19 protein-coding genes are annotated in these 25,077 nt (G+C 71.8%); 13 read left to right on the forward strand and 6 right to left on the reverse strand.

Translation table 11 applies throughout. From position 1 onward, the window contains the following. The first annotated feature begins 157 nt into the window (after positions 1-157). From BLU27_RS29460 to BLU27_RS01325, 9 genes are all read left to right on the forward strand, one after another. Positions 158-322: a hypothetical protein gene (locus BLU27_RS29460; protein WP_172804843.1), complete on the forward strand. Its 165-nt coding sequence runs from the start codon at positions 158-160 to the stop codon at positions 320-322. Between the two features lie 32 nt (positions 323-354). Beyond that, entirely contained in the window at positions 355-1,593 is a 1,239-nt protein-coding gene (locus tag BLU27_RS01290) for an FAD-dependent oxidoreductase (RefSeq protein ID WP_092649782.1), read from the forward strand. A 112-nt stretch (positions 1,594-1,705) separates the two neighbouring features. Further along, the gene (locus BLU27_RS01295; RefSeq protein WP_092649784.1) at positions 1,706-2,503 is read left to right on the forward strand and encodes an SDR family NAD(P)-dependent oxidoreductase; all 798 of its coding nucleotides are present in this window, start codon (positions 1,706-1,708) and stop codon (positions 2,501-2,503) included. 2 nt (positions 2,504-2,505) lie between these two features. Further along, positions 2,506-3,783 carry an enolase C-terminal domain-like protein gene (locus tag BLU27_RS01300; RefSeq protein ID WP_092649786.1) on the forward strand — a complete coding sequence of 426 codons (1,278 nt, stop codon included), beginning with the start codon at positions 2,506-2,508 and terminating at the stop codon, positions 3,781-3,783. Positions 3,784-3,796: 13 nt separating this feature from the next. Continuing rightward, positions 3,797-4,576, forward strand: a complete 780-nt coding sequence (locus BLU27_RS01305) for a Gfo/Idh/MocA family oxidoreductase (RefSeq protein WP_092649788.1) — start codon at positions 3,797-3,799, stop codon at positions 4,574-4,576. An 87-nt stretch (positions 4,577-4,663) separates the two neighbouring features. Further along, on the forward strand, positions 4,664-6,160 hold the full coding sequence (locus BLU27_RS01310; protein ID WP_277869270.1) for a DNA-3-methyladenine glycosylase 2: 1,497 nt from the start codon (positions 4,664-4,666) through the stop codon (positions 6,158-6,160). Next, a complete protein-coding gene (locus BLU27_RS01315; protein WP_092649792.1) occupies positions 6,157-6,666 on the forward strand; it encodes a methylated-DNA--[protein]-cysteine S-methyltransferase in 510 nt (169 codons plus the stop codon). Before BLU27_RS01310 ends, BLU27_RS01315 begins: the two co-directional genes overlap by 4 nt. Before the next feature lie 179 nt (positions 6,667-6,845). Continuing rightward, positions 6,846-7,991, forward strand: coding sequence for an NAD(P)/FAD-dependent oxidoreductase (locus BLU27_RS01320; protein ID WP_092649794.1), 1,146 nt, complete (start codon positions 6,846-6,848; stop codon positions 7,989-7,991). A 105-nt stretch (positions 7,992-8,096) separates the two neighbouring features. Next, positions 8,097-9,143, forward strand: coding sequence for a lactonase family protein (locus BLU27_RS01325; protein WP_157728144.1), 1,047 nt, complete (start codon positions 8,097-8,099; stop codon positions 9,141-9,143). Between the two features lie 83 nt (positions 9,144-9,226). Here the strand turns inward: BLU27_RS01325 and BLU27_RS01330 are convergent, their stop codons facing one another. From BLU27_RS01330 to BLU27_RS01350, 5 genes are all read right to left on the reverse strand, one after another. Continuing rightward, a complete protein-coding gene (locus tag BLU27_RS01330) occupies positions 9,227-10,270 on the reverse strand; it encodes a zinc-dependent alcohol dehydrogenase (RefSeq protein ID WP_092649798.1) in 1,044 nt (347 codons plus the stop codon). 138 nt (positions 10,271-10,408) lie between these two features. Further along, positions 10,409-11,860, reverse strand: coding sequence for a rhamnulokinase (locus tag BLU27_RS01335; RefSeq protein ID WP_092649801.1), 1,452 nt, complete (start codon positions 11,858-11,860; stop codon positions 10,409-10,411). 52 nt (positions 11,861-11,912) lie between these two features. Continuing rightward, entirely contained in the window at positions 11,913-13,946 is a 2,034-nt protein-coding gene (locus BLU27_RS01340) for a bifunctional aldolase/short-chain dehydrogenase (RefSeq protein ID WP_092649803.1), read from the reverse strand. 51 nt (positions 13,947-13,997) lie between these two features. Beyond that, positions 13,998-15,170, reverse strand: coding sequence for an L-rhamnose isomerase (gene rhaI / locus BLU27_RS01345; RefSeq protein ID WP_092656992.1), 1,173 nt, complete (start codon positions 15,168-15,170; stop codon positions 13,998-14,000). 25 nt (positions 15,171-15,195) lie between these two features. After that, complete coding sequence (locus BLU27_RS01350; RefSeq protein WP_241827718.1) at positions 15,196-15,537, reverse strand: L-rhamnose mutarotase; 342 nt, start codon at positions 15,535-15,537, stop codon at positions 15,196-15,198. A gap of 423 nt (positions 15,538-15,960) precedes the next feature. On the opposite strand from BLU27_RS01350, the gene BLU27_RS01355 reads away from it, so the two are divergent. Both BLU27_RS01355 and BLU27_RS01360 read left to right on the forward strand, forming a co-directional pair. After that, positions 15,961-17,265 (forward strand): Gfo/Idh/MocA family protein, encoded by a 1,305-nt coding sequence (locus BLU27_RS01355; RefSeq protein ID WP_092649805.1) that lies wholly within the window; start codon positions 15,961-15,963, stop codon positions 17,263-17,265. Between the two features lie 81 nt (positions 17,266-17,346). Then, complete coding sequence (locus BLU27_RS01360; RefSeq protein WP_092649807.1) at positions 17,347-19,296, forward strand: S9 family peptidase; 1,950 nt, start codon at positions 17,347-17,349, stop codon at positions 19,294-19,296. Positions 19,297-19,315: 19 nt separating this feature from the next. Here the strand turns inward: BLU27_RS01360 and BLU27_RS30160 are convergent, their stop codons facing one another. Then, positions 19,316-20,893, reverse strand: a complete 1,578-nt coding sequence (locus BLU27_RS30160) for an HNH endonuclease signature motif containing protein (RefSeq protein WP_241827719.1) — start codon at positions 20,891-20,893, stop codon at positions 19,316-19,318. A 381-nt stretch (positions 20,894-21,274) separates the two neighbouring features. Here BLU27_RS30160 and BLU27_RS01370 point away from each other — a divergent pair, with 381 nt between their 5' ends. Both BLU27_RS01370 and BLU27_RS01375 read left to right on the forward strand, forming a co-directional pair. Next, positions 21,275-23,110 (forward strand): glycoside hydrolase family 2 protein, encoded by a 1,836-nt coding sequence (locus tag BLU27_RS01370; RefSeq protein WP_092656998.1) that lies wholly within the window; start codon positions 21,275-21,277, stop codon positions 23,108-23,110. A 106-nt stretch (positions 23,111-23,216) separates the two neighbouring features. After that, positions 23,217-24,962, forward strand: coding sequence for a hypothetical protein (locus BLU27_RS01375; protein ID WP_092649809.1), 1,746 nt, complete (start codon positions 23,217-23,219; stop codon positions 24,960-24,962). Positions 24,963-25,077 lie beyond the last annotated feature (115 nt).

Genomic DNA, 25,077 nt, shown 5'->3' on the forward strand with positions numbered 1-25,077 from the left:
ATTGACAGTGTGCAGGAGTCGTGAAGCGTTCACCCTCGGCGTGTGTTCGATCTGTCTCCGAGGGATGCCTTTTGGTAACGTCCTGCACAGTCATCGCATTGCTGGCATCGTTTCTGTCGAGAACCGGCGATCAGCACCGGCGGCGATCGGGGACAGCATGGACTGGAAAGTGGTCGTGGCGATAGTCGTCACCGGACTCGTCTGCCTGATGATCCTGTCGATGATCATCGGGGCTGTGCGCAGCACCCGGGGCGGCCTCGACTGGGACCACACCGCCGACAGCGGTTTCCGTCCGTGGGACGAGCAGAACCGCGACGACTGACGAGACCTCGAGAGAGCACGAGCGGACCGACCATGCAGGATCCCACTGTCTGCGTCGCCGGTGGCGGGCCCGCCGGGGTGATGCTGGGACTGTTGCTGGCCAGGGCTGGCATCCGGGTGACGGTGCTGGAGAAGCACGCCGACTTCCTCCGCGACTTCCGGGGCGACACCGTGCACCCGTCCACGCTGGAGGTGCTCGACGAACTCTGCCTCGCCGACCAGCTGGACCGGATACCGCACCAACAGGTCGTGCGGGCCGGGTTCGAGAGCGCCGGCCGCCGGGTCGACATCCTGGACCTTCGCCACCTGCGGGTCCGGCACCCCTACATCGCGTTGGTGCCGCAGTGGGACTTCCTGGAACTCCTGGCGGCAGCGGCCTCGGCCTGTCCGGAGTTCGAGCTGCGCCGTGAGGCCGAGGCGTACGACCTGGTGGTCGAGCACGGCCGGGTGGTCGGCGTACGGGTCCGCGACCGCAGCGGCGACCACGGTGCCGACTACACCCTGCGCGCGGCCCTCACGGTGGCCGCCGACGGCCGGCACTCCACGCTGCGGCGGGCGGCGGGCCTGAAGTCCCGCACGTTCGGCGCGCCGATGGATGTCGTGTGGTTCCGGCTGCCCTGGGCGGAGGGCGACTCCGCCGCGCAGGCGCTGACGTTCCGGTTCGGCCCCGGCCGGGCGGTGGTCACCATCCCCAGGCGGACGTACTGGCAGATCGCCTACCTCATCCGCAAGGACGGGTTCGACGACCTGCACGCCCAGGGAATCGAGGCGCTGCGCCGCGGCGTGGCGGGCACGGCGCCGTTCCTCGCCGACCGGGTGGGAGAGCTGACGAGCTTCGACGACACCAGCGTGCTCGAGGTCCGGATGGACCGGCTGCGGCGGTGGTACCGGCCCGGCATGCTGGCGATCGGTGACGCCGCGCACGCGATGTCGCCCGTGGCCGGGGTGGGCATCAACCTCGCCGTCCAGGACGCCGTGGCGGCCGCGAACCTGCTCGTCCCGTCGTTGCGGGAGTCCCAGCGGTCCGGCGCTCCGGTGCCCGACCGGGCACTGGCCGCCGTCCAGCGCCGCCGGCAGGTGCCGACCGCCGTCACCCAGGCGTTCCAGCGGGCGGTGCAGACGCTCGGGCTCAACCGTGCCCTGCGCGCGGACCCGAACGCCTCCATGTCGGCACCCGTACCGGGCTGGCTGGCGCCGGTGCTGCGGCGGCCGATGAGCCGGTTCGTCGGTCTCGGCGTACGACCAGAACACGTCCGGACCTGGCCGGACTGAACTCGCGGGCCCCGTCGCACCCGTTCCGTCCGTCCGCGCGCGGTTAGGGTCGGTCCGCAGGGTCGGCCCTCGGCCACCCTGCGGGATCAGGGTCGACGGCGGGAGGACGGGCATGGGTGAGTTCACGGGCAAGGTGGCCCTGGTCGCGGGCGGCGGCTCGGGCATCGGCCGGGCGGTGACCGAACTCCTCGCCGCCGAAGGCGCCACGGTGGTCGTCGCCACGAACGTCGAGGACCACGTCCGCGCGCTGCGCGAGGAGCTCACCGGGACGCCGGGCGAGGTCAGCGCGGTGGTCGCCGACCTGACCCGCGCCGAGGAGGTCCGGAGGTACGTCGACGAGGCGGCCGAGCGGCACGGCGGGATCGACGTCCTGGTCAACTCCGCCGGCGTGCAGCGGTACGGCACCGTCGAGGAGACCTCGGAGGAGCTGTGGGACGAGGTGCTCGCGGTCAACCTCAAGGCGATGTACCTCACCGCCAGGTTCGCCGTACCCCACCTGCGAGCCCGTGGCGGCGGGGCGATCGTGAACGTCGCGTCGGTGCAGGCCTACGTCACCCAGGACCGGGTGGCCGCCTACGCGGCGTCCAAGGGCGGCATCCTCGCGCTGACGCGGGCGATGGCCGTCGACCACGCCCGCGACGGCATCCGGGTCAACGCGGTCTGCCCCGGCTCGGTCGACACCCCGATGCTGCGCTGGTCGGCCGACCTGTTCCGCGGCGACCGGGACGCCGAGGACGTGCTCGCCGACTGGGGCCGCAGCCACCCGATCGGCCGGATCGCCAAGCCGGCCGAGGTGGCCGAACTGGTGGCGTTCCTCGCCGGCGACCGGTCGTCGTTCGTCACCGGCGCCGACTACCGCGTCGACGGCGGCCTGCTGGCCATGGCCCCCGTCGTCCTCCCGGAGAAGTAGCCATGAGGATCACCGACCTGCGTGCCACCACCGTGACCGTTCCGCTGGAGGCGCCGCTGCGGCACTCCAACGGCGCGCACTGGGGACGGTTCGTCCGCACGATCGTCGAGGTGGACACCGACGAGGGCATCACCGGCCTGGGCGAGATGGGCGGCGGCGGACAGGGCGCCGCGCTGGCGTTCGCGGGGTTGCGGCCCTACCTCCTCGGGCACGACCCGTTCGCGCTGGAGGAGCTTCGGTTCAAGATCGCCAATCCCACCGCGTCCCTCTACAACAACCGCGCCCAGCTGCTGGCGGCGATCGAGTTCGCGTGCCTGGACATCGTGGGCAAGGCGCTCGGCACTCCGGTGTACAACCTGCTCGGCGGCAGGGTTCGTGACCGGGTGCCGTTCGCGAGTTACCTGTTCTTCCGGTACGCCGACGCCGCGAGCGGGACCGGCGAGGTGCGTACGCCGGACCAGCTGGTCGAGCACGCCCTTGCGCTGAAGGCTGCGCACGGTTTCACCACCCACAAGCTGAAGGGTGGCGTCTACCCACCGGCGTACGAGCTGGAGTGTTACCGCGCGCTGGCCGCTGCGCTGCCCGGCGACCGGTTCCGCCACGACCCCAACTGCGCGCTGTCGGTGGAGGACGCGATCCGGTTCGGCCGGGCGATCGAGGACCTCGACAACGACTACTACGAGGACCCGACCTGGGGCCTTTCCGGCATGCGCCGCGTACGCGAGGCGGTGCGCATCCCGCTGGCCACCAACACCGTCGTGGTCAACCCCGAGCAGCTCGCCACCAACCTGCGCGACCCCGCGGTCGACACGATCCTGCTGGACACGACGTTCTGGGGCGGGATCCGGGCCTGCGTGAAGGCGGCGAACGTGTGCGAGACCTTCCAGCAGTCGGTGGCCGTGCACTCCTCCGGCGAGCTCGGCATCCAGCTGGCGACGATGCTGCACCTCGGAGCCGTACTCCCCGCGCTGACGCTGGCCGCGGACGCGCACTACCACCACCTCACCGACGACGTGCTGGCCGGAGGGAAGCTGGCGTACGCCGGCGGCTCGATCGCCGTGCCGGACGGGCCGGGACTCGGCGTCACCCTCGATCGCGACCGGCTGGAACGCTACGCCGAGCTGTACCGCGAGCTCGGCGACTACCCGTACGACCGCGACCCGGGCCGGCCGGACTGGTATCCGCTGGTGCCGAACGACCGCTGGGCGGACCCTCACCGGGCAGACCTCGACCGGGCAAACCTCGACCGGGCAAACCTCGACCGGGCAAACCCCACGTAGGGCAGGAGACCTGATGCGGCGACGACGTGCGGCCATCGTCGGAACGGGCGGCATCGCGGGTACCCACGCCCGTGCACTGCGCGCGTATGCCGACCAGGTGGAGATCGTGGCCGCCACCGACCTCGACGCCGGGCGGCTGGCGGCGTTCACCTCCCAGTGGGAGATTCCCGGCCGGTACCCCTCGCTGGGGGACCTGCTCGCGGCCGAACAGCCCGACCTGGTGCACCTGTGCACTCCGCCGGGCGCGCACGCGGCCGCCGTGCCTGACGCTCGCGGAGTTCGACGCATCAGCGCACAGGCACCGCGGCTGGCCCGTGACGTGGAGACCGAGGACGTGTCGTTCGCGCATCTGACGTTCGCCAACGGCGCCGTCGCCAGCATTGTCAACAGCGTCTTGTCACCGCGCGAGGAAAGCTACCTCCGCTTCGACTTCGCCGGCGCCACGCTGGAGTTGTCGCATCTGTACGGGCACCGGCTGGACTCCTGGACCTACACGCCGGCACCGGGGTTCGAGCAGGACGCGCCGCCGTGGCCGCCCAGCGGTGAGGAGGTGCCGAGCGGCCACCAGGCGCAGTTCGGCGAGTTGTTCGCGAGCCTGCGCGACGGCCGCCGTCCGGCCGCCACCGGTGCCGGGCTGCGGCGCACGCTGGAGAGCGTCACCGGCATCTACGCCTCGGCGTTCACCGGCAGGCGCGTCACCCGGGACGGGCTCACCGCGGACAGCCCGTTCTACCACCGGCTGAACGGCTCACCCGCCAGCCGAGCTCGGACCGTCATCCGGCGGCGGTCGTGACGCGGTGTCACCGTTGACACGCCCGGTACGCTCAGGTCCGATTCCCGCTAGCCCGAGCCGGGGATCCGTGTAAGTGTCGTACTCGTGATGCCGTCCTTCGAGCAGTGCTACCGAGCCGTGGAGTCACGTGATCCCCGCTTCGACGGCTGGATCTACATCGCGGTCACCTCCACCGGGATCTACTGCCGGCCGAGTTGTCCCGCTACCACCCCGAGGCGGCGGAACGCGCGGTTCTTCCCGACCGCCGCGGCCGCCCAGGACGCGGGGTTCCGCGCCTGCCGGCGGTGCCGCCCCGACGCCGTGCCGGGTTCGCCGGAGTGGGACCTGCGGGCCGACGTGGCCGCCCGGGCCATGCGGCTGGTCGACGACGGGCTGGTCGAACGCGAAGGGGTCGCGGGTCTGGCCGCCCGGCTCGGCTACACCACCCGCCACCTCGGCCGGCTGTTGTCCGCCGAGCTCGGCGCCGGCCCGCTCGCGCTGGCCCGCGCCCGCCGCGCACACACCGCCCGGCTGCTGCTGGAGACGACCGACCTGCCGATCACCGACGTCGCGTTCGCCGCGGGGTTCGGCAGCGTACGCCAGTTCAACGACACGATCCGCGCGGTGTTCGCGGCCACGCCCGGGGAGGTCCGCCGCGCCGGCCGGCGACAGGTGCCCACCAACGGCGCGGTCACCCTGCGGCTCCCCTACCGGCCGCCGTACGACGCCGAGTCCGGCTGGCGTTACCTCGCCGACCGCCTGGTCCCCGGGCTGGAGGAACTCGACGGCACCACCTACCGCCGGGCGGTCCGCCTGCACCACGGCGCGGGAGTTCTGGCGCTCACGCCCGCCGACGGTTACGTCCGCTGCGAGCTCCACCTGGACGACCTGCGCGACCTCGGGCCTGCCGCAGCCCGGTGCCGGCGGCTGCTGCACCTGGACGCCGACCCGGCCGGCATCACCGACGCGCTCGGCGACGACCCGCTGATCGGCCCGCTGGTCCGCGCCCGCCCGGGCCTGCGGGTGCCGGGCAGCGTGGACGCGTTCGAGACCGCCGTCCGCGCGGTCGTCGGCCAGCAGGTGTCGGTCTCCGCGGCACGTACGGTCGTCGGCCGGATGGTCGCGGCGTACGCCGATCCGCTGCCCCACCCCGTCGGCACACTGACCCACAGCTTCCCCGCCCCCGCCGCTCTTGCCGAGGCGGGCACCCTGCCGATGCCGGCGGCCCGGACCCGCACCGTCACCGCGCTGGCCGGCGCGGTCGCCGGCGGCTCCCTCGACCTCGCGCCCGGCGCGGACCGGGCCGAGGTGGAGGCCGGGCTTCTGGCGCTGCCCGGGGTGGGGCCCTGGACCGCCGCGTACGTCGCGCTGCGCGGGCTCGGCGACCCGGACGCGTTCCCCGGCACCGACCTCGGCATCCGCCGCTCGCTGGTCGCCCTCGGCGTACCCGACCGGCCCGCTGAGATCGCCGCCGTCGCCGACCGGTGGCGGCCCCTTCGCAGCTACGCCGCACAGCACCTGTGGACCGTCGTGCCGGCGGCCACCCGCACGGCCACACGTACGGCCACACGTACGGCCACACGTACGGAAGGACGAGCCGCATGACCTCGCAGACCAGCGCCACCACGACCCACACCTGCACGATCGGCTCCCCCGTCGGCGCGCTCACCCTCCGCTCGAACGGCACCCACCTGACCCAGCTGCACTTCACCGGCGACGCTCCGCTGGACCGGGGCGACCTGAACGACGACCCCGTGCTGACCGCCGCGGTCGAGCAGCTCGACGCCTACTTCGCCGGCGAACGCACCGAGTTCGACCTGCCGCTGGACCCCGGTGGTACGGCGTTCCAGCGCCGGGTGTGGGCGGCGCTGAGGGAGATCCCGTACGCCGAGACCGAGACCTACGGCGAGCTGGCCAGGCGGATCGGCTCGCCCACCGCCTCCCGCGCGGTCGGGGCGGCGAACGGGCAGAATCCCATCGCCATCGTCGTGCCCTGCCACCGCGTGGTGGGCGCCAACGGCAAGCTGGTCGGTTTCGGCGGCGGGGTCGACCGCAAGGTGGTCCTGCTGGAGCGGGAGGCGAAGGTCCGGCTCGAACGCGACTTCGGCTGATCGGCGACTCCTCGGGACGACCGGCCCGGCCCGGCGGGACGGTCACCCGGGCCCGATCCGGCCGGTTCCGGGCCCACCGGCCGCTCGGTGCGGGCCGACCGGCCGGTCAGCGTGGCCGAACCCAGCCAGGTTCGCCAAGCCGGGGATAAGCGCGGACCCCTGTGCCAAAGTGAATTCTCATGCGGGTGGTGGTGATCGGCGGGGGCATCGTCGGAGCGAGCGCGGCGTACCACCTGGCCGAACGCGACGTCGAGGTCGTCCTGGTCGACCGGGGGGACCCCGGCCGGGCCACCGACGCCGGCGCCGGAATCGTCGCCCCCTGGTTGTCTCGTTCGACCGCCGACCCCGACGCCTTCCGGCTCTACGTCGCCGGCGCCTGCTACTACCCCGAGCTCCTGGCCCGGCTGGCCGACGCCGGCGAACCCGACACCGGCTACGAAGCGGTCGGTGGCGTGCAGGTCGACGCCGACGAGGACAACCTGGCCGCGGCGTACGAACTCACTCGCGAACGCGCCGCCCGGATCCCCCAGGTGGGAACGGTCACCCGGCTCACCCCCGCGGAGGTTCGCAGGTTGTTCCCGCCGCTGCACCCGGACCTGGCGGCGGTTCACGTGAGCGGCGGCGGGCGGGTCGACGGCGCCCGGATGCGCGGCGCGCTGACCCGCGCGGGCGCCCGTCGTGGAGTCCGGCTGGTGACCGGGTCGGCCCGGTTGCTGCTGGTCGACGGACGCGTCGGCGGCGTACACCTGGACAGCGGCGCGAGCGAGAACGGCGGCGACGGCGAGACCGGCACGATCATCGGCTCCGACGCGGTGGTGGTCGCCGCCGGCGCCTGGTGCGGCGAACTCCTCGAACCCGCGGGCGTCAAGCTCGCCTTGGCACCGCAGAAGGGCCAGATCGTCCACCTGTCGCTGACCGGCGCCGAGACGTCCGCGTGGCCGGTCGTCCAGCCTCCCGGCGGCCACTACCTGCTGGCGTTTCCGGGCGGCCGGGTGGTGGTCGGTGCGACTCGCGAGACGGGTTCGGGGTACGACCACCGGGTCACCGCCGCCGGCCTGCACGAGGTGCTGAACGCCGCGCTGACGGTCGCACCCGGCCTCGCCGACGCGCGGGTGCTGGAGACCCGGGTCGGGTTCCGGCCCACCAGCGAGGACGGACTGCCGTTGCTCGGGTGCGTTCCCGGGATCGAGGGTCTGGTGCTCGCCACCGGCCTCGGCGCCACCGGGCTGACCGCGGGCCCCTACACCGGCGCGGTCGCCGCCGCGCTCGCGGTCGGCGAACGCCCGGAACTCGACCTGACCGCGTACGATCCGCTGCGCCGGTGACGACCCGACCACGATGTGGCACACGGATCGGCACTGTCGGCGACTACCGGTAGGTTCGAGCACGGTTCGCCCCACCTCGACAGCGCAGTCACTTCGGAGGTAATCGTGGACGGCATCCGCAGGGTCTACATCGGCTCGTTCACCAAGGACGCGGGCGGGGAGGGCACCGGCATCAGCCTGGCCCACCAGGACACCGGGACCGGTGCGCTCCGTTTCGTCGACGTGGTGGCGCAGACGACGTCTCCGGCGTTCCTGGCCTGGCACCCCGACGGCACCCACCTGTACGCGGTCAACGAACGCGGCGACGCCTCCGTCACCGCCTACGCGGTCGGCTCCGACGGCGGCCTGAGCGAGCTCAACACCGAACCCACCGGCGGCAACGGCGCGTGCCACCTGACCGTCCATCCCTCCGGCCGGTTCCTGCTCACCGCCAACTACGGCAGCGGCCACCTGTCGGTGCACCCGATCCGGCCGGACGGCTCACTCGCCGAACGCTCCGACCTGATCCAGCACGAGGGGTCCGGGCCGCGCCCCGACCGGCAGGAGGGCCCGCACGCCCACCACATCCGGGTCGACCCGAGCGGCCGGCACGTGCTGGCCGTCGACCTCGGCCTGGACGCGGTGCTCACCTACACCCTCGACCTCGACGACGGGACCCTCGCACCCGGTCCGGTGGCCGAGACCGCACCGGGAGCGGGGCCGCGGCACCTCGCGTTCGGGCCGGACAACCTCGTGCACGTGGCCGGTGAGCTCGACTCCACGGTCACGACGTACGTCCTCGACCCAGCCACCGGCGCGCTCACCCACCAGGGCGTGGCGCCGTCCACCCTGGCCCAGGCGCCGGACGACAACTACCCCTCGGAGATCGGGATCAGCGACGACGGGCGCATGCTCTACGTCGCCAACCGCGGGCTGGACGTCATCGGCGCGCTGTCGGTACAGGGCGGGCGGGTCAAGCCGGTCGCCGACGTGCCGACCGGAGGGGCGTGGCCGCGGCACCTCGTGGTGTCCGGGCAGCACCTCTACGTCGCCAACGAGCGCTCCCACCAGGTCACGCACTTCGTGCTCGACGCCGCGACCGGGGTGCCCGAGCAGGCCGACGACGTGCTGGAGATTCCCAGCCCGGCCTGTGTCCTGCCCGCACCGCAGTAGCCACCGGTCACAGCAGGGGGGTCCGTACGTGCGTGACGCCCGGTCGGTTTCCCGACCGGGCGTCGTGCGCGTGCAGCCTGCCGTCAGCCGGCGACGCCGGCCGGGAAGACGAGCACCTTGCTGGAGCCGTCCCTGCCCTCGGCCAGCGCCCGGAACGCCGACGGCGCGTCGGCCAGGCTGACCCGGCCCTCGACCAGCCGGGCGAGCTCGGCCGGCCCGTCCGCGACCCAGGCGGCGGTGCCGGCGAAGTCCTCGCGGGTGTAGCAGTAGCTGCCCACGACGCTGCGCTCGGCGATGCTGACGGCGTACGCCGACAGGCTGACCTGCGGCTCGTGCATGCCCACCAGCACCACCCGCTCGCCCTCCGCGGCCACCGTCAGCGCGTCCCCCAGGGACCGCGACGATCCGACCGCGTCCACGACCAGGGTGGGGTTGGCGGCACCGGCCTCGGCGAGGGTGTCGGCCAGCGGTGCGGCCGCCGGGTCCACCGCCGTCACACCGATGTCGGCGAGCAGCGCCCGCCGCCCCGGATGCGGCTCGGAGACGGTGACCCGGCCGGCGCCCAGGCGCCCGGCTGCCAGCGCGCAGGCCTGCCCGATCGGGCCGCCGCCGACCACCAGCACGTTGTCGTCGGGTCCGCACCGGCCACGCACCATAGCGTGGTAACCGACCGTGAGCGGCTCCACCAGCGCGCCGTACTCGGCCGGCATGTCCTCCGGCAACGCGATGGCGTTCGCGGCCGGCACCACCATCAGGTCGGCGAACGCCGCGCTGATCGCGGGCGCGACCCCGATGATCTGTTTGGTCGGGCACCGGTGGTCCTGTCCGGACCGGCACGCGTCGCACGTGCCGCAGGCGAGCACCGGGTGCACGGTCACCAGCGCACCCTCGGTCAGCCGCGCGGACGCCGGCACGTCCGGCCCGACGGCGACCACCCGGCCCACCGTCTCGTGTCCCATCACCTGGCCCGGGAACCGCCGGCCGTTCTCACCGGTGTAGCCGTGCAGGTCCGACCCGCAGATGCCGGTGGACACCACACCGACCACGACCTCGCCCGGACCTGCCACCGGGTCGGGCCGATCCTCGACCGCGAGGTCCCAAGGACCGCGAAAAACGAGTGCACGCACCGGACGCCTCCCCACGTTGAACGATCCCCGCACCATACTCAGGCGGCCGCGGCGATGGCACCGCCGCGTCAGCAGGCTGACACCAGTACCGCCGAAGGCGTCCTGAACCGGTCGGCGCCGGTACGCCCCCTTCGACCGTCAGGCCGCGAGCAGCGCGGACCAGCGTTCGTGGTCGCGGGGTTCGTACGTGCGCAGGTCCTGGGTCCGCCGTACGACGTCCCTGGCCTCGGCGCGGTCGACGAGTACGCCGTGCGCACGGGCCTGGACGAGCAGGTTGCCCAGCGCCGTCGCCTCCACCGGCCCGGCGACCACGGGAAGCCCGCAGGCGTCCGCGGTGAGCTGGCAGAGCAGGGAGTTCTGCGCGCCGCCGCCGACGACGTGCACCACGTCCACCCGACGTCCGGACAGCCGCTGGGCGGCCGCCACGTTGCGCGCGTGGGCCAGCGCGAGGCTGTCCAGCACGCATCGGGTGACCTGGGCCGGCGTGGTCGGCTCGGGCTGGCCGGTGTCGCGGCAGTGGGCGCGGATCCGTTCGGGCATGTCGCCGGGCGCCAGGAAGTCCGGGGACTCCGCGTCCACCACGCTGCGCAGCGGCGGCTCGGCCTCGGCGTCGGCGAGGAGCCGGGCCAGGCCGACCGGCCGGCCCTCGTCCCGCCAGGTGCGCATGCTCTCCTGCAGCAGCCACAGCCCCATCACGTTGCGCAGGTAACGGATCGTCCCGTCGACGCCGACCTCGTTGGTGAAGTTGGCCGCCAGGCCGGCCGCCGACAGCACCGGCGAGCCGAGCTCCATGCCCACCAGTGACCAGGTGCCACAGGAGACGTAGGCGAAGTGGCCGTCGTGCGCCGGGACCGCCGCGACCGCCGACGCGGTGTCGTGCGAGGCCACCGTGGTGACCCAGACGTCGCGGGAGACGCCGAGCGGCCCCCGCAGCTGCGACCGGATCGGCCCGAGCAGGTCGCCGGGCTCGCGCAGCGGCGGGAGCAGCCGGCGGGGCAGGCCGAGCCGGCGGACGAGGTCTTCGGACCACGTGCGGCCCCGGACGTCGTACAGCTGGGTGGTGGAGGCGTTCGTGCGTTCGGCACCGATCCGTCCGGTGAGCCGGTGACAGATCAGGTCCGGCATCAACAGCATCGTGCGTGCCTTCCGCAGCGTCGCCGGATCCTCGGCCAGCAGCTGGTAGGCGGTGTTGAATCCCATGAACTGCACGCCGGTGGTGGCGTAGAGGGTGCGGTCGCCGACGTCGGCGCGTACCCGCTCCATGATCCCGTCGGTACGGGAGTCACGGTAGTGAACCGGTGGCGCGAGAAGCCGCTCGGCCTCGTCCAGCAGACCGTAGTCGACGCCCCACGAGTCGATGCCGACCGACGTCACGCCGCGTTCGCCGGCCTCGCGGATCCCGGCGAGAATCCCGCGCCACAACGAAGGAAGGTTCCATGACAACCGGCCGTTGACATCGACCGGTTCGTTGGGAAACCGGTGGACGACCTCGGTGTCGAGGTGGTCCGGGCCCACCGTGCCGACCAGCACGCGCCCGCTGGACGCGCCCAGGTCGACCGCGGCGGCCCGAAGTCGCACGTCGTCGCTCATCCCCCAGCCCTTCCGTAAGCCGTGCCTGCCTGTCGTGGAAGCCGGTCCTCCCTCAGCGCAGGAAGGCCGCGGCCACCCCGCTGTCCACCGGGATGTGCAGACCGGTGGTCTGGGCCAGGTCGCCGGCGGTGAGCGCGACCACCGCCGCGGCGACGTGTTCGGGCAGCACCTCCTTCTTCAGCAGGGTGCGCTGGGCGTAGTACTCGCCGAGTTTCTCCTCCGGTACGCCGTACACCGCGGCCCGCTGCGCACCCCACCCGGAGGCGAAGATGCCGGAACCGCGCACCACGCCGTCGGGATTGATGCCGTTCACCCGGATGCCGTGCTCGCCGAGTTCGGCCGCGAGCAACCGCACCTGGTGGGCCTGGTCGGCCTTCGCCGCGCCGTAGGCGACGTTGTTGGGACCGGCGAAGACGCCGTTCTTGCTGGAGATGTAGATGATGTCGCCGCCGAGTCCCTGCGCGATCATCGCCGCCGCGGCCGCCCGGGACACCAGGAAGGACCCGCGGGCCATCACCCGGTGCTGCACGTCCCAGTCGGCGGTGGTCGTCTCCAGCAGCGGCCTGGAGATCGACAGGCCCGCGTTGTTGACGACCAGGTCCACTCCGCCGAAGGCCAGCGCCGCCTCGTCAAGCGCGGCTTGCACCTGCTCCTCGTCGGTGACGTCAACGGACACGGGTACGGCGACGTCGGTGCCGCCGATGCCCTTGGCGACCTCCGCGGCGGCCTCGGTGTTCAGGTCGGCGACAACAACACAGGCGCCCTCGGCGGCGAGGCGTTCGGCGATGGCCCGTCCGATCCCCGACCCGGCGCCGGTGACGAACGCGACCCGCGTGGCCAGCGGCTTCGGCTTGGGCATACGGGCCAGCTTGGCCTCCTCCAGTGCCCAGTACTCGATCCGGAACTTCTCGCGTTCCTCGATCGGGCGGTAGGTGGAGATCGCCTCCGCACCACGCATGACGTTGATGGCGTTGACGTAGAACTCCCCCGCCACCCGGGCGGTCTGCTTGTCCTTGCCGAAGCTGAACATCCCGACACCCGGCACCAGCACGATGGCCGGGTCCGCGCCGCGCATGGCCGGCGTGGCGTCGTCGGCGTACCGCTCGTAGTAGGCGCGGTAGTCGTCGCGGTAGGCCGCATGCAGGGCGCGCAGCCGCTCCTCCACCTCCGCCAGCGGTGCGGTCGCCGGCAGGTCGAGCACCAGCGGACGCACCTTCGTACGCAGGAAGTGGTCGGGACAGGAGGTGCCGAGCGCGGCGAGGCGGGGGTGGTGCTCGCGGGCCACGAAGTCGAGCACCGCGTCGCTGTCGGTGTAGTGGCCGACCTGCGGGCGGTCGGTCGAGGCGAGGCCGCGAATCAGCGGTGCGAGCGCCGCCGCCCGGGCCCGGCGCTCCTCCGGCGGCATCGGCTCGTACCCCGCCACCACCGGGCCGAACGGATCGGGCCTGCCGTTGCGCTCGATGTACGCCTGGCAGGCCCGGATGATCTCCAGCGCGTGTTCCTCGCACTCCTGCGACGTCGCACCCCACGCGGTGATGCCGTGCCCGCCGAGCACCACACCGATCGCCTCCGGGTGCTCGGCGTGGATCCGGGCGATGTCCAGCCCCAGCTGGAATCCCGGCCGCCGCCACGGCACCCAGGCCACCCGGTCGCCGAAGCACTCCTTGGTGAGCGCCTCCCCGTCGGCCGCGGCGGCGAACGCGATCCCGGCGTCGGGATGCAGGTGGTCCACGTGCGGGGCGTCCACCAGGCCGTGCATCGCGGTGTCGATCGAGGGAGCCGCTCCGCCCTTGCCGTGCAGGCAGAAGTCGAACGCGGCCACCATCTCGTCCTCGCGTTCGACACCGGGATAGACGTCGACCAGCGCCCGCATCCGGTCCAGCCGCAGCACCGCCAGCCCGGCCTCGGTGAGTGTGCCGAGGTCGCCGCCGGAGCCCTTCACCCACAGCAGTTCGACGTCGGACCCGGTCACCGGGTCGGGTTCGGCACCCTTGCAGGACGCGTTTCCGCCCGCGTAGTTGGTGATCGTCGGGTCGGCGCCGAGCCGGTGGCTGCGCTCGATCAGCTGGGCGACCTCAGGGTGCATGCTGGCCTCTCCTCGACATCTGTGGGTGTGCGGTGGTCGCGACCGTGGAGGTCAGGCGCCCCAACCGGCGGCCTGGCCGCCGCGGCGTTCCTCGCGTACGCGCTCGGCGTGGCCGGTTCGGCGGTAGGCGGCGATCGGGTCGGGGTCGAGACCGAGCTCCTCGCGAACCTCCTTCAGCAGCGGCCGGACGTCGTTGTTGTAGGCGTCCATCAACACGGCGTTCGCGCCGAGCACGTCCCCCTCGCGCTGCGCGACGGCGAGCGCGTCGGCGTCCACCAGCAGCGCCTTGGCGGTGGCCTCCTGGACGTTCATGATCGACCGGATCATCGCCGGCACCTTCGGCTCGAGGTTGTGGCACTGGTCGAGCATGAACGCGATGTCGGCCGACTCCTCCAGGGCACCGGCCTGCACGATCTCGTGCATGATGCGGAACAGCTGGAACGGGTCGGCGGCACCCACCATCAGGTCGTCGTCGGCGTAGAACCTGCTGTTGAAGTGGAACCCGCCGAGCTTCCCCTGCCGGAGCAGGAACGCCACGATGAACTCGATGTTCGTCCCCGGCGCGTGGTGGCCGGTGTCGACCAGCACCTGCGCCCGCTCGCCGAGGGTGACGCAGTGTGCGTACGACGTTCCCCAGTCGGGGATGTCGGTGGCGTAGAACGCCGGCTCGAAGAACTTGTACTCCACCAGCATCCGCTGGTCCGCACCCAACCGGTCGTACGCCGCCGACAGCGCCTCGGCGAGCCGGTCCTGGCGGGCGCTCAGCGAGTCCTGCCCGGGATAGTTGATCCCGTCGGCGAACCAGAGGCTGAGGATCGAGGAGCCGGTGGCGTCCATGATGTCGACGCACTCCAACAGGTGGGCAAGCGCCTTCTTGCGTACGGCAGGGTCGGGGTTGCAGACGCTGCCGAGCCGGTAGTCGTCCTCCTGGAAGACGTTGGGGTTGATCGCCCCGAGCCGGATGCCGGCGTTCTTCGCGTGCGCGGCGAGGTCGGCGTAGTCGTCCACCTTGTCCCACGGGATGTGCAGCGCCACGCTCGGCGCGACCCCGGTGAGCTTGTGGACCAGTGCGGCGTCGTCGACCTTCTCGTAGGCGTTGCGCGGGATGCCTTCCTGCGCGAACACCTTGAACCTGGTGCCGGAGTTGCCGTACGCCCAGGATGGGGTCTCGATCTGCTGCGCGCGCAGGGCGGACTTGACAGTCTCGATCGTGGTGGCGGCCATGCCCTTCATCTCCCGTCCAGCCGGCTCAGTCGAGGTGGAAGACCTCGGTGAGCGGTCGCATGTCGGTGTCGGCGCTGCCCGACTCCAGGTCCTCGAAGAAATCCGCCATCTCACTTTGCCAGCGGCGGTTGATCTCCCGCTCCGCCATGCCCGCCTTGGCCGCCTCGAAGTCCTCGGTCTCGAGATAGCCGACCAGCAGACCGTCGTCGGTCAGGAAGAGCGAGTAGTTGTGCCATCCGGTCTCCCGCAGCGCCTGCTGCATCTCCGGCCAGACGGCTCGGTGGCGTTGTCGGTACTCGTCCAGGCGGTCAGGCTTGACCCGCAGCAGAAAGCACACCCGTCGCACGGCACCGCCTCTCGTCGTCATGTCGTTGTCGTGGTCGAACTTCCCGGTGGATCCCGTGGGCCGTTCGGGTGGTCGGCTCGTGCGGTCGAAAGGGTCGAAACGGTCGACTGAATCGTTTCACGGATGGTAGGGACCTGCCGGGAACGCGGTCAACGACCGGGTCCCGGGCCGGACAGGCCGGTTCCGGAACGCTCGGAATCAGCGTTGCTCGCCGCCCCGTCGCGTCCTGGTCGCGGCCCGTCGCGGGATCACTGCGGTCCGCTGCCGGAGGTCCACCAACCGTGTGCGATTCGTCGCCGAACTGGAGGTGAGTGCTCCCAGCGGTGAGCTAGTGCGCAAGAAAACGCATTCGCCTGGCACCATCGGGAGCGGACCACTGACGACCGGTGGGCGGCGCCGGATCATCCGGACGCCGAGCGCCCCACCCGCGACACCTGGGAGCACATGGTGACCGAGGAAACCCTTCCGACGACCGGGCGGCCGGTGACGATCGCCATCCTGGGTGCCGGCAACCGCGGCTCGGTCTACTCCCGGTGGGTGGCCGCCAATCCCGACCGGGCCAGGGTGGTGGCGGTCGCCGAGCCGCGCGACTACCAGCGCAAGACCCTCGCCGAACTCCACGGCGTCCCCCCCGAGCGCACCTTCTCGTCCTGGGCCGACCTGGTGGCCGCCGGCGACGCCGGCAAGCTGGCCGACGCGGCCGTCGTCGCCACCCAGGACAACGACCACGTCGAGCCGGCCACCCGGCTGGCCGAGCAGGGCTACCACCTGCTGGTGGAGAAGCCGATGGCGCCGACCGAGGAGGGCTGCCGGGCGCTCCTGGACGCGGTCCAGCGCACCGGCGTGATGCTCGCCGTCTGCCACGTGCTCCGCTACACGCCGTACACCCAGCTGCTCAAGGAGGTGCTGGACTCCGGCCGGATCGGCGAGATCATGAGCATCCAGCACCTGGAGCCGGTGGGCTACTGGCACCAGGCGCACTCCTACGTACGCGGCAACTGGCGGCGCGAGGACGAGTCGTCGTCCATGCTGCTGGCGAAGTCCTGCCACGACATCGACTGGATCCGTTACGTCGTCGGCGCGCCGATCGAGAAGGTGTCGAGCTTCGGCCGGCTGTCGTACTTCAAGCGGGAGAACCAGCCCGCCGGCGCCGCCGACCGCTGCCTGGACTGCGCGGTGGAGCCCACCTGCGCCTACTCCGCCAAGAAGCTCTACCTCGGCATGATCAAGCGGGGCGAGACCGGCTGGCCGCTGCACACCGTCACCAACGACATCACCGAGGAGGGCGTCACCAAGGCGCTGGCCGAGGGTCCGTACGGCCGGTGCGTGTGGGCCTGCGACAACGACGTGGTCGACCACCAGGTCGTCTCGATGGAGTTCGCGGGCGGGGCCACCGGCACCTTCACGATGACCGGGTTCGCGGAGAAGGGCCACCGGCGTACGCAGATCTTCGGTACGCAGGGCACCGTCGACTGCGACGGCGAACACGTGACGGTCTTCGACTTCCTCACCGACCGGACCGAGGTGCTGTCCGTGCCGCCGACCGGACACGACGCGGGCTCGGGCCACGGCGGCGGCGACGCCGGCCTGATGGACTCCTTCACCGCCGCGCTGGCGGCGGGTGATCCGTCGCTGATCAGGTCGGGTGGGCTGGAGTCGCTGGAGACCCACCTCGCGGTCTTCGCCGCCGAACGCGCCCGGCACGCGGGCTCGGTCGAGCCGGTCGACGTCCCTGCCGCCCGCGGCTGACGTTCTCCTTCTCTCACCGGCCCAGGGCTGGTCCTGGCGGAGCCTCGACCAGCCCTGCGGCGGCTACTACAGTCCGGCGGCATGAAGCCTGCTGATCTTGGCCTGGTGCGTACTCCCGGCCCGCCTACTCTCTCCCCGGACGGGCGCACCGCCGTCGTGGCCGTCACCCGGCTCGACCTCGAAGCCGACGCCTACCGCGCCCAGCTGTGGACCGTGCCGACCGACGGCGCCGAGCCCGCCCGGCCGCTCACCCACGGCTGGAGCGACCAGGCGCCGTCCTTCTCCCCCGACGGGCGGTGGCTGGCGTTCCTGCGCGCGGCCGGGAAGAGCGGCAAGGAAGCGAGGCCGCAGCTGTACGTCATGCCCACCGACGGCGGCGACGCGCGGCCGGTGACCACGGTCGAGCACCACCCGCTCGGCGCCGGCGCACCGGTCTGGAGCCCGGACTCGACCCGGATCGCCTACGTCGCGAGGGTTCCCGACGAGGGCCGCTACGGCACCCGGGAGGACGTCGCGCCCGAGCAGGAGCCGCCGCGCCGGATCACCAGCCTGCGGTACCGCCTGGACGGCGTGGGCTTCGTCCTCGACCGGCGGCCGCAGGTCTTCGTCGTCGACCCGTTCCACGACGGGCCGGCACCGGTGCAGGTGACCTCGGGCGACTTCGACCACGCCGACGTCGCGTGGAGCCCCGACTCCAGCCTGCTGGCGTTCACCAGTGCGCGCCACGACGGCCGGGACCGCGACCTGCGTGGCGACGTGTTCGTGTGTACGCCGGACGGCAAGGACCCGCGCCAGCTCACCGACACCACGCTCAGCGTGAGCCAGCCGGCGTTCGGGCCGGACGGTCGTACGGTGTACTTCCTCGGCAGCGAGGTCGGCCCGAGCGGGCTGGACTTCGTGGCCCGCCACACCGGGCTGTACGCGGTGCCCGCCGACGCGGCCGAGGGCACCCCGACCCGGCTCACCCCGGGCGAGACCCACCACCACGGCGACAGCACCGGGCGTACGGTCGTCACCGCGGACGGCGTGCTGTTCGGCAACGAGAACCGCGGCGCCGTGGATCTGTTGCTGGTCCCGTTCGACGGCGGTGAGCCCCGCCTGGTGTTGGGCGGGCAGCGGCAGGCCGTCGGCTTCGACGCGGCTGCCGGAGTGGTGGTGGCCAGCGTCACCACGGGCGACAGCGCCGGTGAGCTCGTCGCCGTCAGCGACGGGACCGAGCGTGCCCTCACCGCCTTCGGATCGGAGCTGGCGCGAACCGGGCGGGTGCGCGTCCCGGAGGAGCTCGACGCCACCGCACCGGACGGCTACCCCGTGCACGGTTGGCTCGTCCGGCCCGAGGGGCCCGGCCCGCACCCGGTCCTGCTGCTGATCCACGGCGGTCCGTTCGCGCAGTACGGCTGGACGCTGCTGGACGAGGCGCAGGTCTACGCCGGAGCGGGCTACGCGGTGGTGATGGGCAACCCACGCGGCTCCTCCGGCTACGGCCAGGCACACGGCGCCGCCATCCGGTACGACGTCGGCGAGCGTTCCGCGGCCGACCTGCACGCGCTCCTGGACCATGCCCTGGCCACCCGACCGGACCTCGACGCGGACCGGATCGGTGTGATGGGCGGGTCGCACGGCGGCTTCATGACCACCTGGCTGGCCGGGCACTCCGACAGGTTCCGGGCGGCGATCAGCGAACGCGCGGTCAACGCGCCGGACAGCTTCACCGGCTCCAGCGACATCGGGTGGTACTTCGCCGAGCAGTACTACGGCGACGCCGACCTACGTGCCCGGCGGTCCCCGCTGGCCGCCGCCGACGACATCTCGATCCCGATGCTGATCATCCACTCCGAGCACGACTGGCGGTGCCCGGTCGAACAGGCACAGCGACTGTTCGTGGCACTGAAGCTGCGGGGCGTGGAGACCGAGTTGCTCCTCTTCCCCGGCGAGGGACACGAGCTGTCCCGGTCGGGCCTGCCCAGCCACCGGATAGCCCGCTTCGACGCCATCCTCGACTGGTGGGAACGCCACCTGCGGACCAGTTGATCCCCCGGGCGGTCGGCGGTCAGGAGCGAAGGACGCGTCGCTGCGGATCGGACCATTCCGGGGGTGTGTATTCGGGGTGGCCGTGGGTGCCCATGCGGACTTGCCAGCCTTTGTGGTGGATGGTGGTGTGGTGGTGGCGGCACAGGAGTACGCCGTTGGCGAGGTCTGTCGGGCCGCCGTGGTCCCAGGCGGTCATGTGGTGGGTGATGCAGCGTGGTTCGGGGATCTGGCAGCCGGGGAAGTTGCAGTGGTGTCCGTCGCGGATGGCCAGTGCACGGCGTTGTTGTTCTTTGAAGAACCGGTCGGAGCGGCCGAGGTCGAGGACTTGCCCGTCGCCTGCGAGGACGGCGGGGATGAGGTCGGCCTCGCAGGCGAGCCTGCGCACGGTGGCGGCGGAGATGGGTTTGCCGTCGGTGCCGAGGTAGCGGGCTGACCCGCCACCTCCACACGTCGGGCACCCGTCATGCGGGTCGACGGCAGCCCCCGGGCCGAGGTCAGCCTTCGACGCCGCCTCACCCTTCTCGGGTTCAGCTGATCGCCGTTTCTCCTTACCTACTTGACCGTTCGGCTGCGGCCTCTCCTTCGGCTCGCCGGTATCGGCGGGCTTCTCGTTGCTCTGTTTGGCGTACTTGGGGTCTGTGCAGGGGCAGGTGCACGGCCTGGGACGCACAACAGTGGCGGTGTCGTCGACCGTCCCCGCACCCGTGCCCTTCAGGAGGGTGTCGAGTGGGATGGTGACCGCGACCTGTGGTGGTCTGCCGCCACGGACGGGTGCTTTCGCAGCAGCGGCGAGCATGCCGATGAGTTCGGCGAATGCGTCGCCGCGGCGCTGGTCGATCGGCCGCCTGTCTGGGTCTGCTCCTTTGACGGGTTCGGCGAGGGGTTCGATGAGTTTGCGGAGCAGTTCCATCTCCCACACCGGCAACGTGATGTGCACCGACTCCGACTGCGGAACCCCGTTCGGGGAGTAGCGCAGGGACCGTTTCTGCTCGGCTCTGCGGTCCTTCCTGGCCAGTTCCTCGCCCAGCTGCCGGTAGTACTCCTCCGGCGCGACCCGTTCCAGAAGCTTCGTACCCAGCACCCGCAGCTCCTCCGGATTGTGGAAGCAGGCCTTGCCGATCAGGAACCCCTCCGCCTCGACCCGTTCCTCCGGACCCACGTAGTCGGGGAGCTTCTTGACCGCGTCGGCGATGACCTGCGCCTGCCGCACCGACACCGCACCCCGAGCCAACGCCTCCCCGGTCGACGGGACCGCTATGTCCAGGTCGCGGGCCAACCCCACCACAGCAGAGGACTCGTGCCTGCTCATCCGCAGAGCCGTCCGAAGGTAGACGGTGGCGTTCGGCGCACCGGTGATCTTGCCGACATCACAGGCCTCCGCCTGGCGGACGACCTTCAGCTGGGCCGCCTGCAGTCGGGCGATCTCCCGGCCCAGTACCTCCAGCGCCTGCCCGGCCTGCTCGGCCGTCAACGACACCACAGACGTCGACAACACCACGTCGTTGCCGGCGGTGACCATGCCCAAGGCATCCAGCAACGGATGCGGCGGCCTACCGCCACCCCCATCACCGGAAGACACCTGGAAGCTCGAAGACATGTTCGAACCCTACCGGCCACCACCGACAAGAACCCGTGGTCACAACCGAGATTCGTCAACGTACAAAGGGCTTTGTCGTGCTTGCCGTCGACTACCGGGAGACTCCGCGCCTCCAGCGTCTCGACCCTTACCGGCAGGTCCGCGAGCGGCCCAGGGGCCTGGCAGGCGAGGAAGGCACCCCCGGCCAGGCGGTGCATGATCGGGGAGGGTTCCAACCAGTTCGTGGAACGCACTCTGGTCCAGACGACTCGGTTCTGCGAAGATCGGCGTTTACAGCGATGTAATGATCGTCGCCGGCGATGCCGACGACCCCTGCACCGACCACGCCCGCATCACGCACCGCACCACGCAGGAGCCCCCGTGCCCGAGGAGCCCACCACCATGACCTCGACCGCGACCTCGACCGCGACCTCGACCGCGACCGCGACCGCGACCGCCCAGCCTCGCCCGGAGTACCCGCGACCGCAGTTCGTCCGTCCCGACTGGCTCAACCTCAACGGACGCTGGCAGTTCGAGATCGACCGGGGCGACTCCGGCCTCGAGCGCGGTCTCCTCGAACGCGACCTCGGCAGCGAGATCCTGGTGCCGTTCTGCCCGGAGTCGGAGCTGTCCGGGATCGGTGACGTCGACTTCATGGAGGCGGTCTGGTACCGCCGTACGTTCGCGGTCCCCGAGCAGTGGCGCGGACGGAACGTGCTGGTCCACTTCCAGGCCGTCGACCACGACACCACCGTGTGGGCGGACGGCGTCGAGGTGACCAGGCACCGCGGCGGATCGACGCCCTTCAGCGCGAACCTCGGCGACGTCGCCGGCCGCGAGGTGACGCTTGTGGTCCGCGCCCGCGACCACAAGGCGGGGCCGCAGGCCCGCGGCAAGCAGTCCGACCGCTACGCCAACCACGACTGCCACTACACCCGGACCACCGGCATCTGGCAGACCGTGTGGCTGGAACCGGTGCCCACGTCGCACCTGAACAGGCCGCGGATCACGCCGGACGTCGCCGGCAGCGCCTTCCACGTGGAGGTCCCGCTGGCCGGGCCGCGTCGCGGGCTCACCGTCAAGGCGACCTTGTCAGACGACGCCGGTGTGGTCGCCACCGCACAGGCACGCGCCGACCTCGACCTCGCCGTCCGGCTCACCCTCGCCGTGCCGGCCGAGCGCCGCAAGCTGTGGTCGGTGGGCGCGGGTCACCTGTACGACCTTGCTTTCGAACTCGTGGACGCAGACGGCACCGTGGTCGACCAGGCGGCGAGCTACGCAGGTCTGCGGTCGGTCAGCATCGACGGCAAGGCCGTGTTGCTCAACGGGGAAGCCGTCTTCCAGCGGCTGGTGCTCGACCAGGGCTACTACGCCGACGGGCTCCTCACCGCGCCCGACGACGCCGCCCTCGTCGCCGACATCGAGCTCTCCCTCGCCGCCGGGTTCAACGGTGCCCGCCTGCACCAGAAAGTGTTCGAGGAGCGTTTCCTCTACCACGCCGACCGGCTCGGCTACCTCGTGTGGGGCGAGTTCCCGGACTGGGGGTGCAACGTCGGGCGGGACGGCGACAACCAGCAGCCCACCGCGACGTACGTCACGCAGTGGCTGGAGGCGGTCGAACGCGACTACTCCCACCCCTCGATCGTCGGCTGGTGTCCGCTGAACGAGACCTGGCAGCGGTTGCACGACCGGCTCACCGTGCTCGACGACGTGATGCGCGGAATGTTCCTCGCCACCAAGGCCGCCGACCAGTCCCGGCCGGTGCTGGACACCTCCGGCTACTCCCACCGGGTGCCCGAGACCGACATCTACGACTCGCACAACTACGAACAGGACCCGGCGAAGTTCGCCCAGGCGATGAAGGGCCTCGCGGAGGGCAAGCCGTACGTCAACGAGGGCGGACTGGACAAGCCCTGGTCGGTGCCGTACGCCGGCCAGCCCTACTTCTGCAGTGAGTTCGGCGGGATCTGGTGGAACCCCGACGCGCGACCGGACGAGGACTCCTGGGGGTACGGCGAACGCTGCCGCACGCTGGAGGAGTTCTACGCCCGCTTCGAGGGACTGGTCGCGGTGCTGCTGGACGACCCGGACATGTTCGGCTACTGCTACACGCAGCTGACCGACGTCTTCCAGGAGCAGAACGGCATCTACCGCTTCGACCGGTCGGAGAAGTTCGACCTGGCACGCGTTCGCGCCGCCCAGATCCGGACGGCCGCGATCGAGAAGGGCCGCGGCTGAAGCGCGGCTGAGACGGCCGCTGGGGCCGGGGCCGGGCGAAACCGTCCGGCCCCGGTCACTCGTTTCCGGTCGCGAACCCCTGCCGGCCGGTGCGCGTCCCACTGTCATGACCACTGATCCCGTCGCCGTCCTCACTACCGGCGTGGACAGCTTCTCGCCGTACGTACAGACGTCGGGCGAGTTGCACGATCCGGTTTTCGACGAGCCCACGCAGTACGGCACGGCCTACCACGCGTACTGTCAAGCCGTTCTTGCCGAGGCCGGGCCGACCGGCGAACGCGCCGAGCGGCTCGAGCGGGCCGGGCGCGGACTGGACGCGGCCCTCGCCCACACCGAGAATCCCGACCTCCCGCCGACCGGTGCGTCCTTCTCCCGCGCCGACGGGTCGGTACGCCGGTCCAACCACCGCGACTTCACCTGGCCGCCGATCCTGAAGACGTTCCGCGTCCTGCGCGACGCCGGTGACGAGCGGGCGGCCGGGTTCGCCGACCGGATCGCCGCGGTGGACATCCTGCGCTCGTTCCGGTCCAGGCCGCCGTCCAACTGGGCCTCGGTGTGGCTGTCCGGTGAGTGGATCCGCATCCGGGAAGGACTCTCGCCGTACTCTGTCGAAGACGTGGACGAGTGGCTGACGGTCTTCCTCGCCGACCTGCTCCGCCCCGAGGACGGCTTCTACTTCGAACCCGGCAAGCCGAACTCCTACGACCTGTTCACCCGCCTGCACGTGGCGGACCTGCTGGTCGAGGGGTACGACGGCAGGCACCGCCCCGCGCTGGAACGGCTGATGGAGACCGGCCTGGAGCGCAGTCTCGCCGTGCAACTGTCCGACGGGTCGCTGGCCTCCGCGCACCGCAGCGCCGGGCAGACGTGGACGCTCGGCGCGCAGGTCGCGTACTTCACCCGCGCGCGGGCGTACTTCGCCGCGCGGTGCGACACCGAGCGCGCGGACCGGGCCGCCGAGGCCGCCACCCGGTCGTACGTGTCAATGCGGCGTTGGCAGCGGCCGGGTGCGACGTTCAGTCCGGTGGAGAACGTCCTGCCCGAGGGCTGGCGGGTGGGGTACGAGGCCTACACGGCCGACGGCCACTACGCCAACCTCGCGCTGGCGTTCCTGGCTGCCGCGGTGCGGGCCGGGTTCACCGGGGACCCACAGGTGACCGCGGACCGGACGCCTGCCACCCGGGTGGAGCACGCTCCGATCTTCCGCGGCGTGGCGAGCGCCGGCCGCTACTCCGTCGCGGTGAACGCCGACCCGGCGCCGGCGTACGACGGGTTCGGCATCACCGACCTCACGGCCGGACCGGACCGGCACCTGCAGTTCGCGTCCAGCGTGCGGCACCCGGAGACCGGGCGGTTCCTCAATCTGGGAACGGCTCTGCGCTCGGGAGGAGTCCGCGGTGAACTGGACGTACTGGCGCAGCGCACGTTCACCCTGGACGCACCGATCGAGGCTCTGGACCGGCCAGGCGCGCGTGCCGGCCTGCGTCTGCGGGGACGGGCCGACCGTGGCGACGGTGACGACGCGATGCCGTACCTGCTCGAGCTCGGCGTGTACGACGACGGCGTCCGCGTCGAGGAGGCCACTCCGGGGGTGGCCGGCGAGCGGAGCCTGCTGGTGCCGTACCTGCGCAACCCCGGAACCGGCGTGCACACCGAGGTCGAACGCACTCCCTACGGCGTGCGCCTCGTGCATGGCGCGGAGGTCGTCGCGGTGACGGTCGAGGCTCCGGTGCAGGCGATGGTGCACCTTCCCTACGGGTTCGAGAACCGCCGCGGCCTGTGCGGCCTGGTCCGCCTCGACCTGGCAGGCATGCACGACACCGTGCGCTTCACCGTCGCCGTCGCACGCTGACCACCTGTCCGCGAACACGGAAGGGCCCCGCATCGCCGAAGCGATGCGGGGCCCCGAGGCGCCAGGACATCCCCGGCCAGGCCAACCAGGCCAACCAGGCCAACCAGGCCAACCA

It is taken from the genome of Actinopolymorpha singaporensis (assembly GCF_900104745.1).
In the GTDB taxonomy this organism is placed as follows: domain Bacteria; phylum Actinomycetota; class Actinomycetes; order Propionibacteriales; family Actinopolymorphaceae; genus Actinopolymorpha; species Actinopolymorpha singaporensis.

Bases quoted from the DNA above. Each gene is read 5' to 3' on its own strand.
- BLU27_RS29460 (WP_172804843.1), top strand. From the start codon at position 158: ATGGACTGGAAAGTGGTCGTGGCGATAGTCGTCACCGGACTCGTCTGC.
- BLU27_RS01290 (WP_092649782.1), top strand. From the start codon at position 355: ATGCAGGATCCCACTGTCTGCGTCGCCGGTGGCGGGCCCGCCGGGGTG.
- BLU27_RS01295 (WP_092649784.1), top strand. From the start codon at position 1,706: ATGGGTGAGTTCACGGGCAAGGTGGCCCTGGTCGCGGGCGGCGGCTCG.
- BLU27_RS01300 (WP_092649786.1), top strand. From the start codon at position 2,506: ATGAGGATCACCGACCTGCGTGCCACCACCGTGACCGTTCCGCTGGAG.
- BLU27_RS01305 (WP_092649788.1), top strand. From the start codon at position 3,797: ATGCGGCGACGACGTGCGGCCATCGTCGGAACGGGCGGCATCGCGGGT.
- BLU27_RS01310 (WP_277869270.1), top strand. From the start codon at position 4,664: ATGCCGTCCTTCGAGCAGTGCTACCGAGCCGTGGAGTCACGTGATCCC.
- BLU27_RS01315 (WP_092649792.1), top strand. From the start codon at position 6,157: ATGACCTCGCAGACCAGCGCCACCACGACCCACACCTGCACGATCGGC.
- BLU27_RS01320 (WP_092649794.1), top strand. From the start codon at position 6,846: ATGCGGGTGGTGGTGATCGGCGGGGGCATCGTCGGAGCGAGCGCGGCG.
- BLU27_RS01335 (WP_092649801.1), bottom strand. From the start codon at position 11,860: ATGAGCGACGACGTGCGACTTCGGGCCGCCGCGGTCGACCTGGGCGCG.
- BLU27_RS01340 (WP_092649803.1), bottom strand. From the start codon at position 13,946: ATGCACCCTGAGGTCGCCCAGCTGATCGAGCGCAGCCACCGGCTCGGC.
- rhaI (WP_092656992.1), bottom strand. From the start codon at position 15,170: ATGGCCGCCACCACGATCGAGACTGTCAAGTCCGCCCTGCGCGCGCAG.
- BLU27_RS01350 (WP_241827718.1), bottom strand. From the start codon at position 15,537: ATGACGACGAGAGGCGGTGCCGTGCGACGGGTGTGCTTTCTGCTGCGG.
- BLU27_RS01355 (WP_092649805.1), top strand. From the start codon at position 15,961: ATGGTGACCGAGGAAACCCTTCCGACGACCGGGCGGCCGGTGACGATC.
- BLU27_RS01360 (WP_092649807.1), top strand. From the start codon at position 17,347: ATGAAGCCTGCTGATCTTGGCCTGGTGCGTACTCCCGGCCCGCCTACT.
- BLU27_RS30160 (WP_241827719.1), bottom strand. From the start codon at position 20,893: ATGTCTTCGAGCTTCCAGGTGTCTTCCGGTGATGGGGGTGGCGGTAGG.
- BLU27_RS01370 (WP_092656998.1), top strand. From the start codon at position 21,275: ATGACCTCGACCGCGACCTCGACCGCGACCTCGACCGCGACCGCGACC.
- BLU27_RS01375 (WP_092649809.1), top strand. From the start codon at position 23,217: ATGACCACTGATCCCGTCGCCGTCCTCACTACCGGCGTGGACAGCTTC.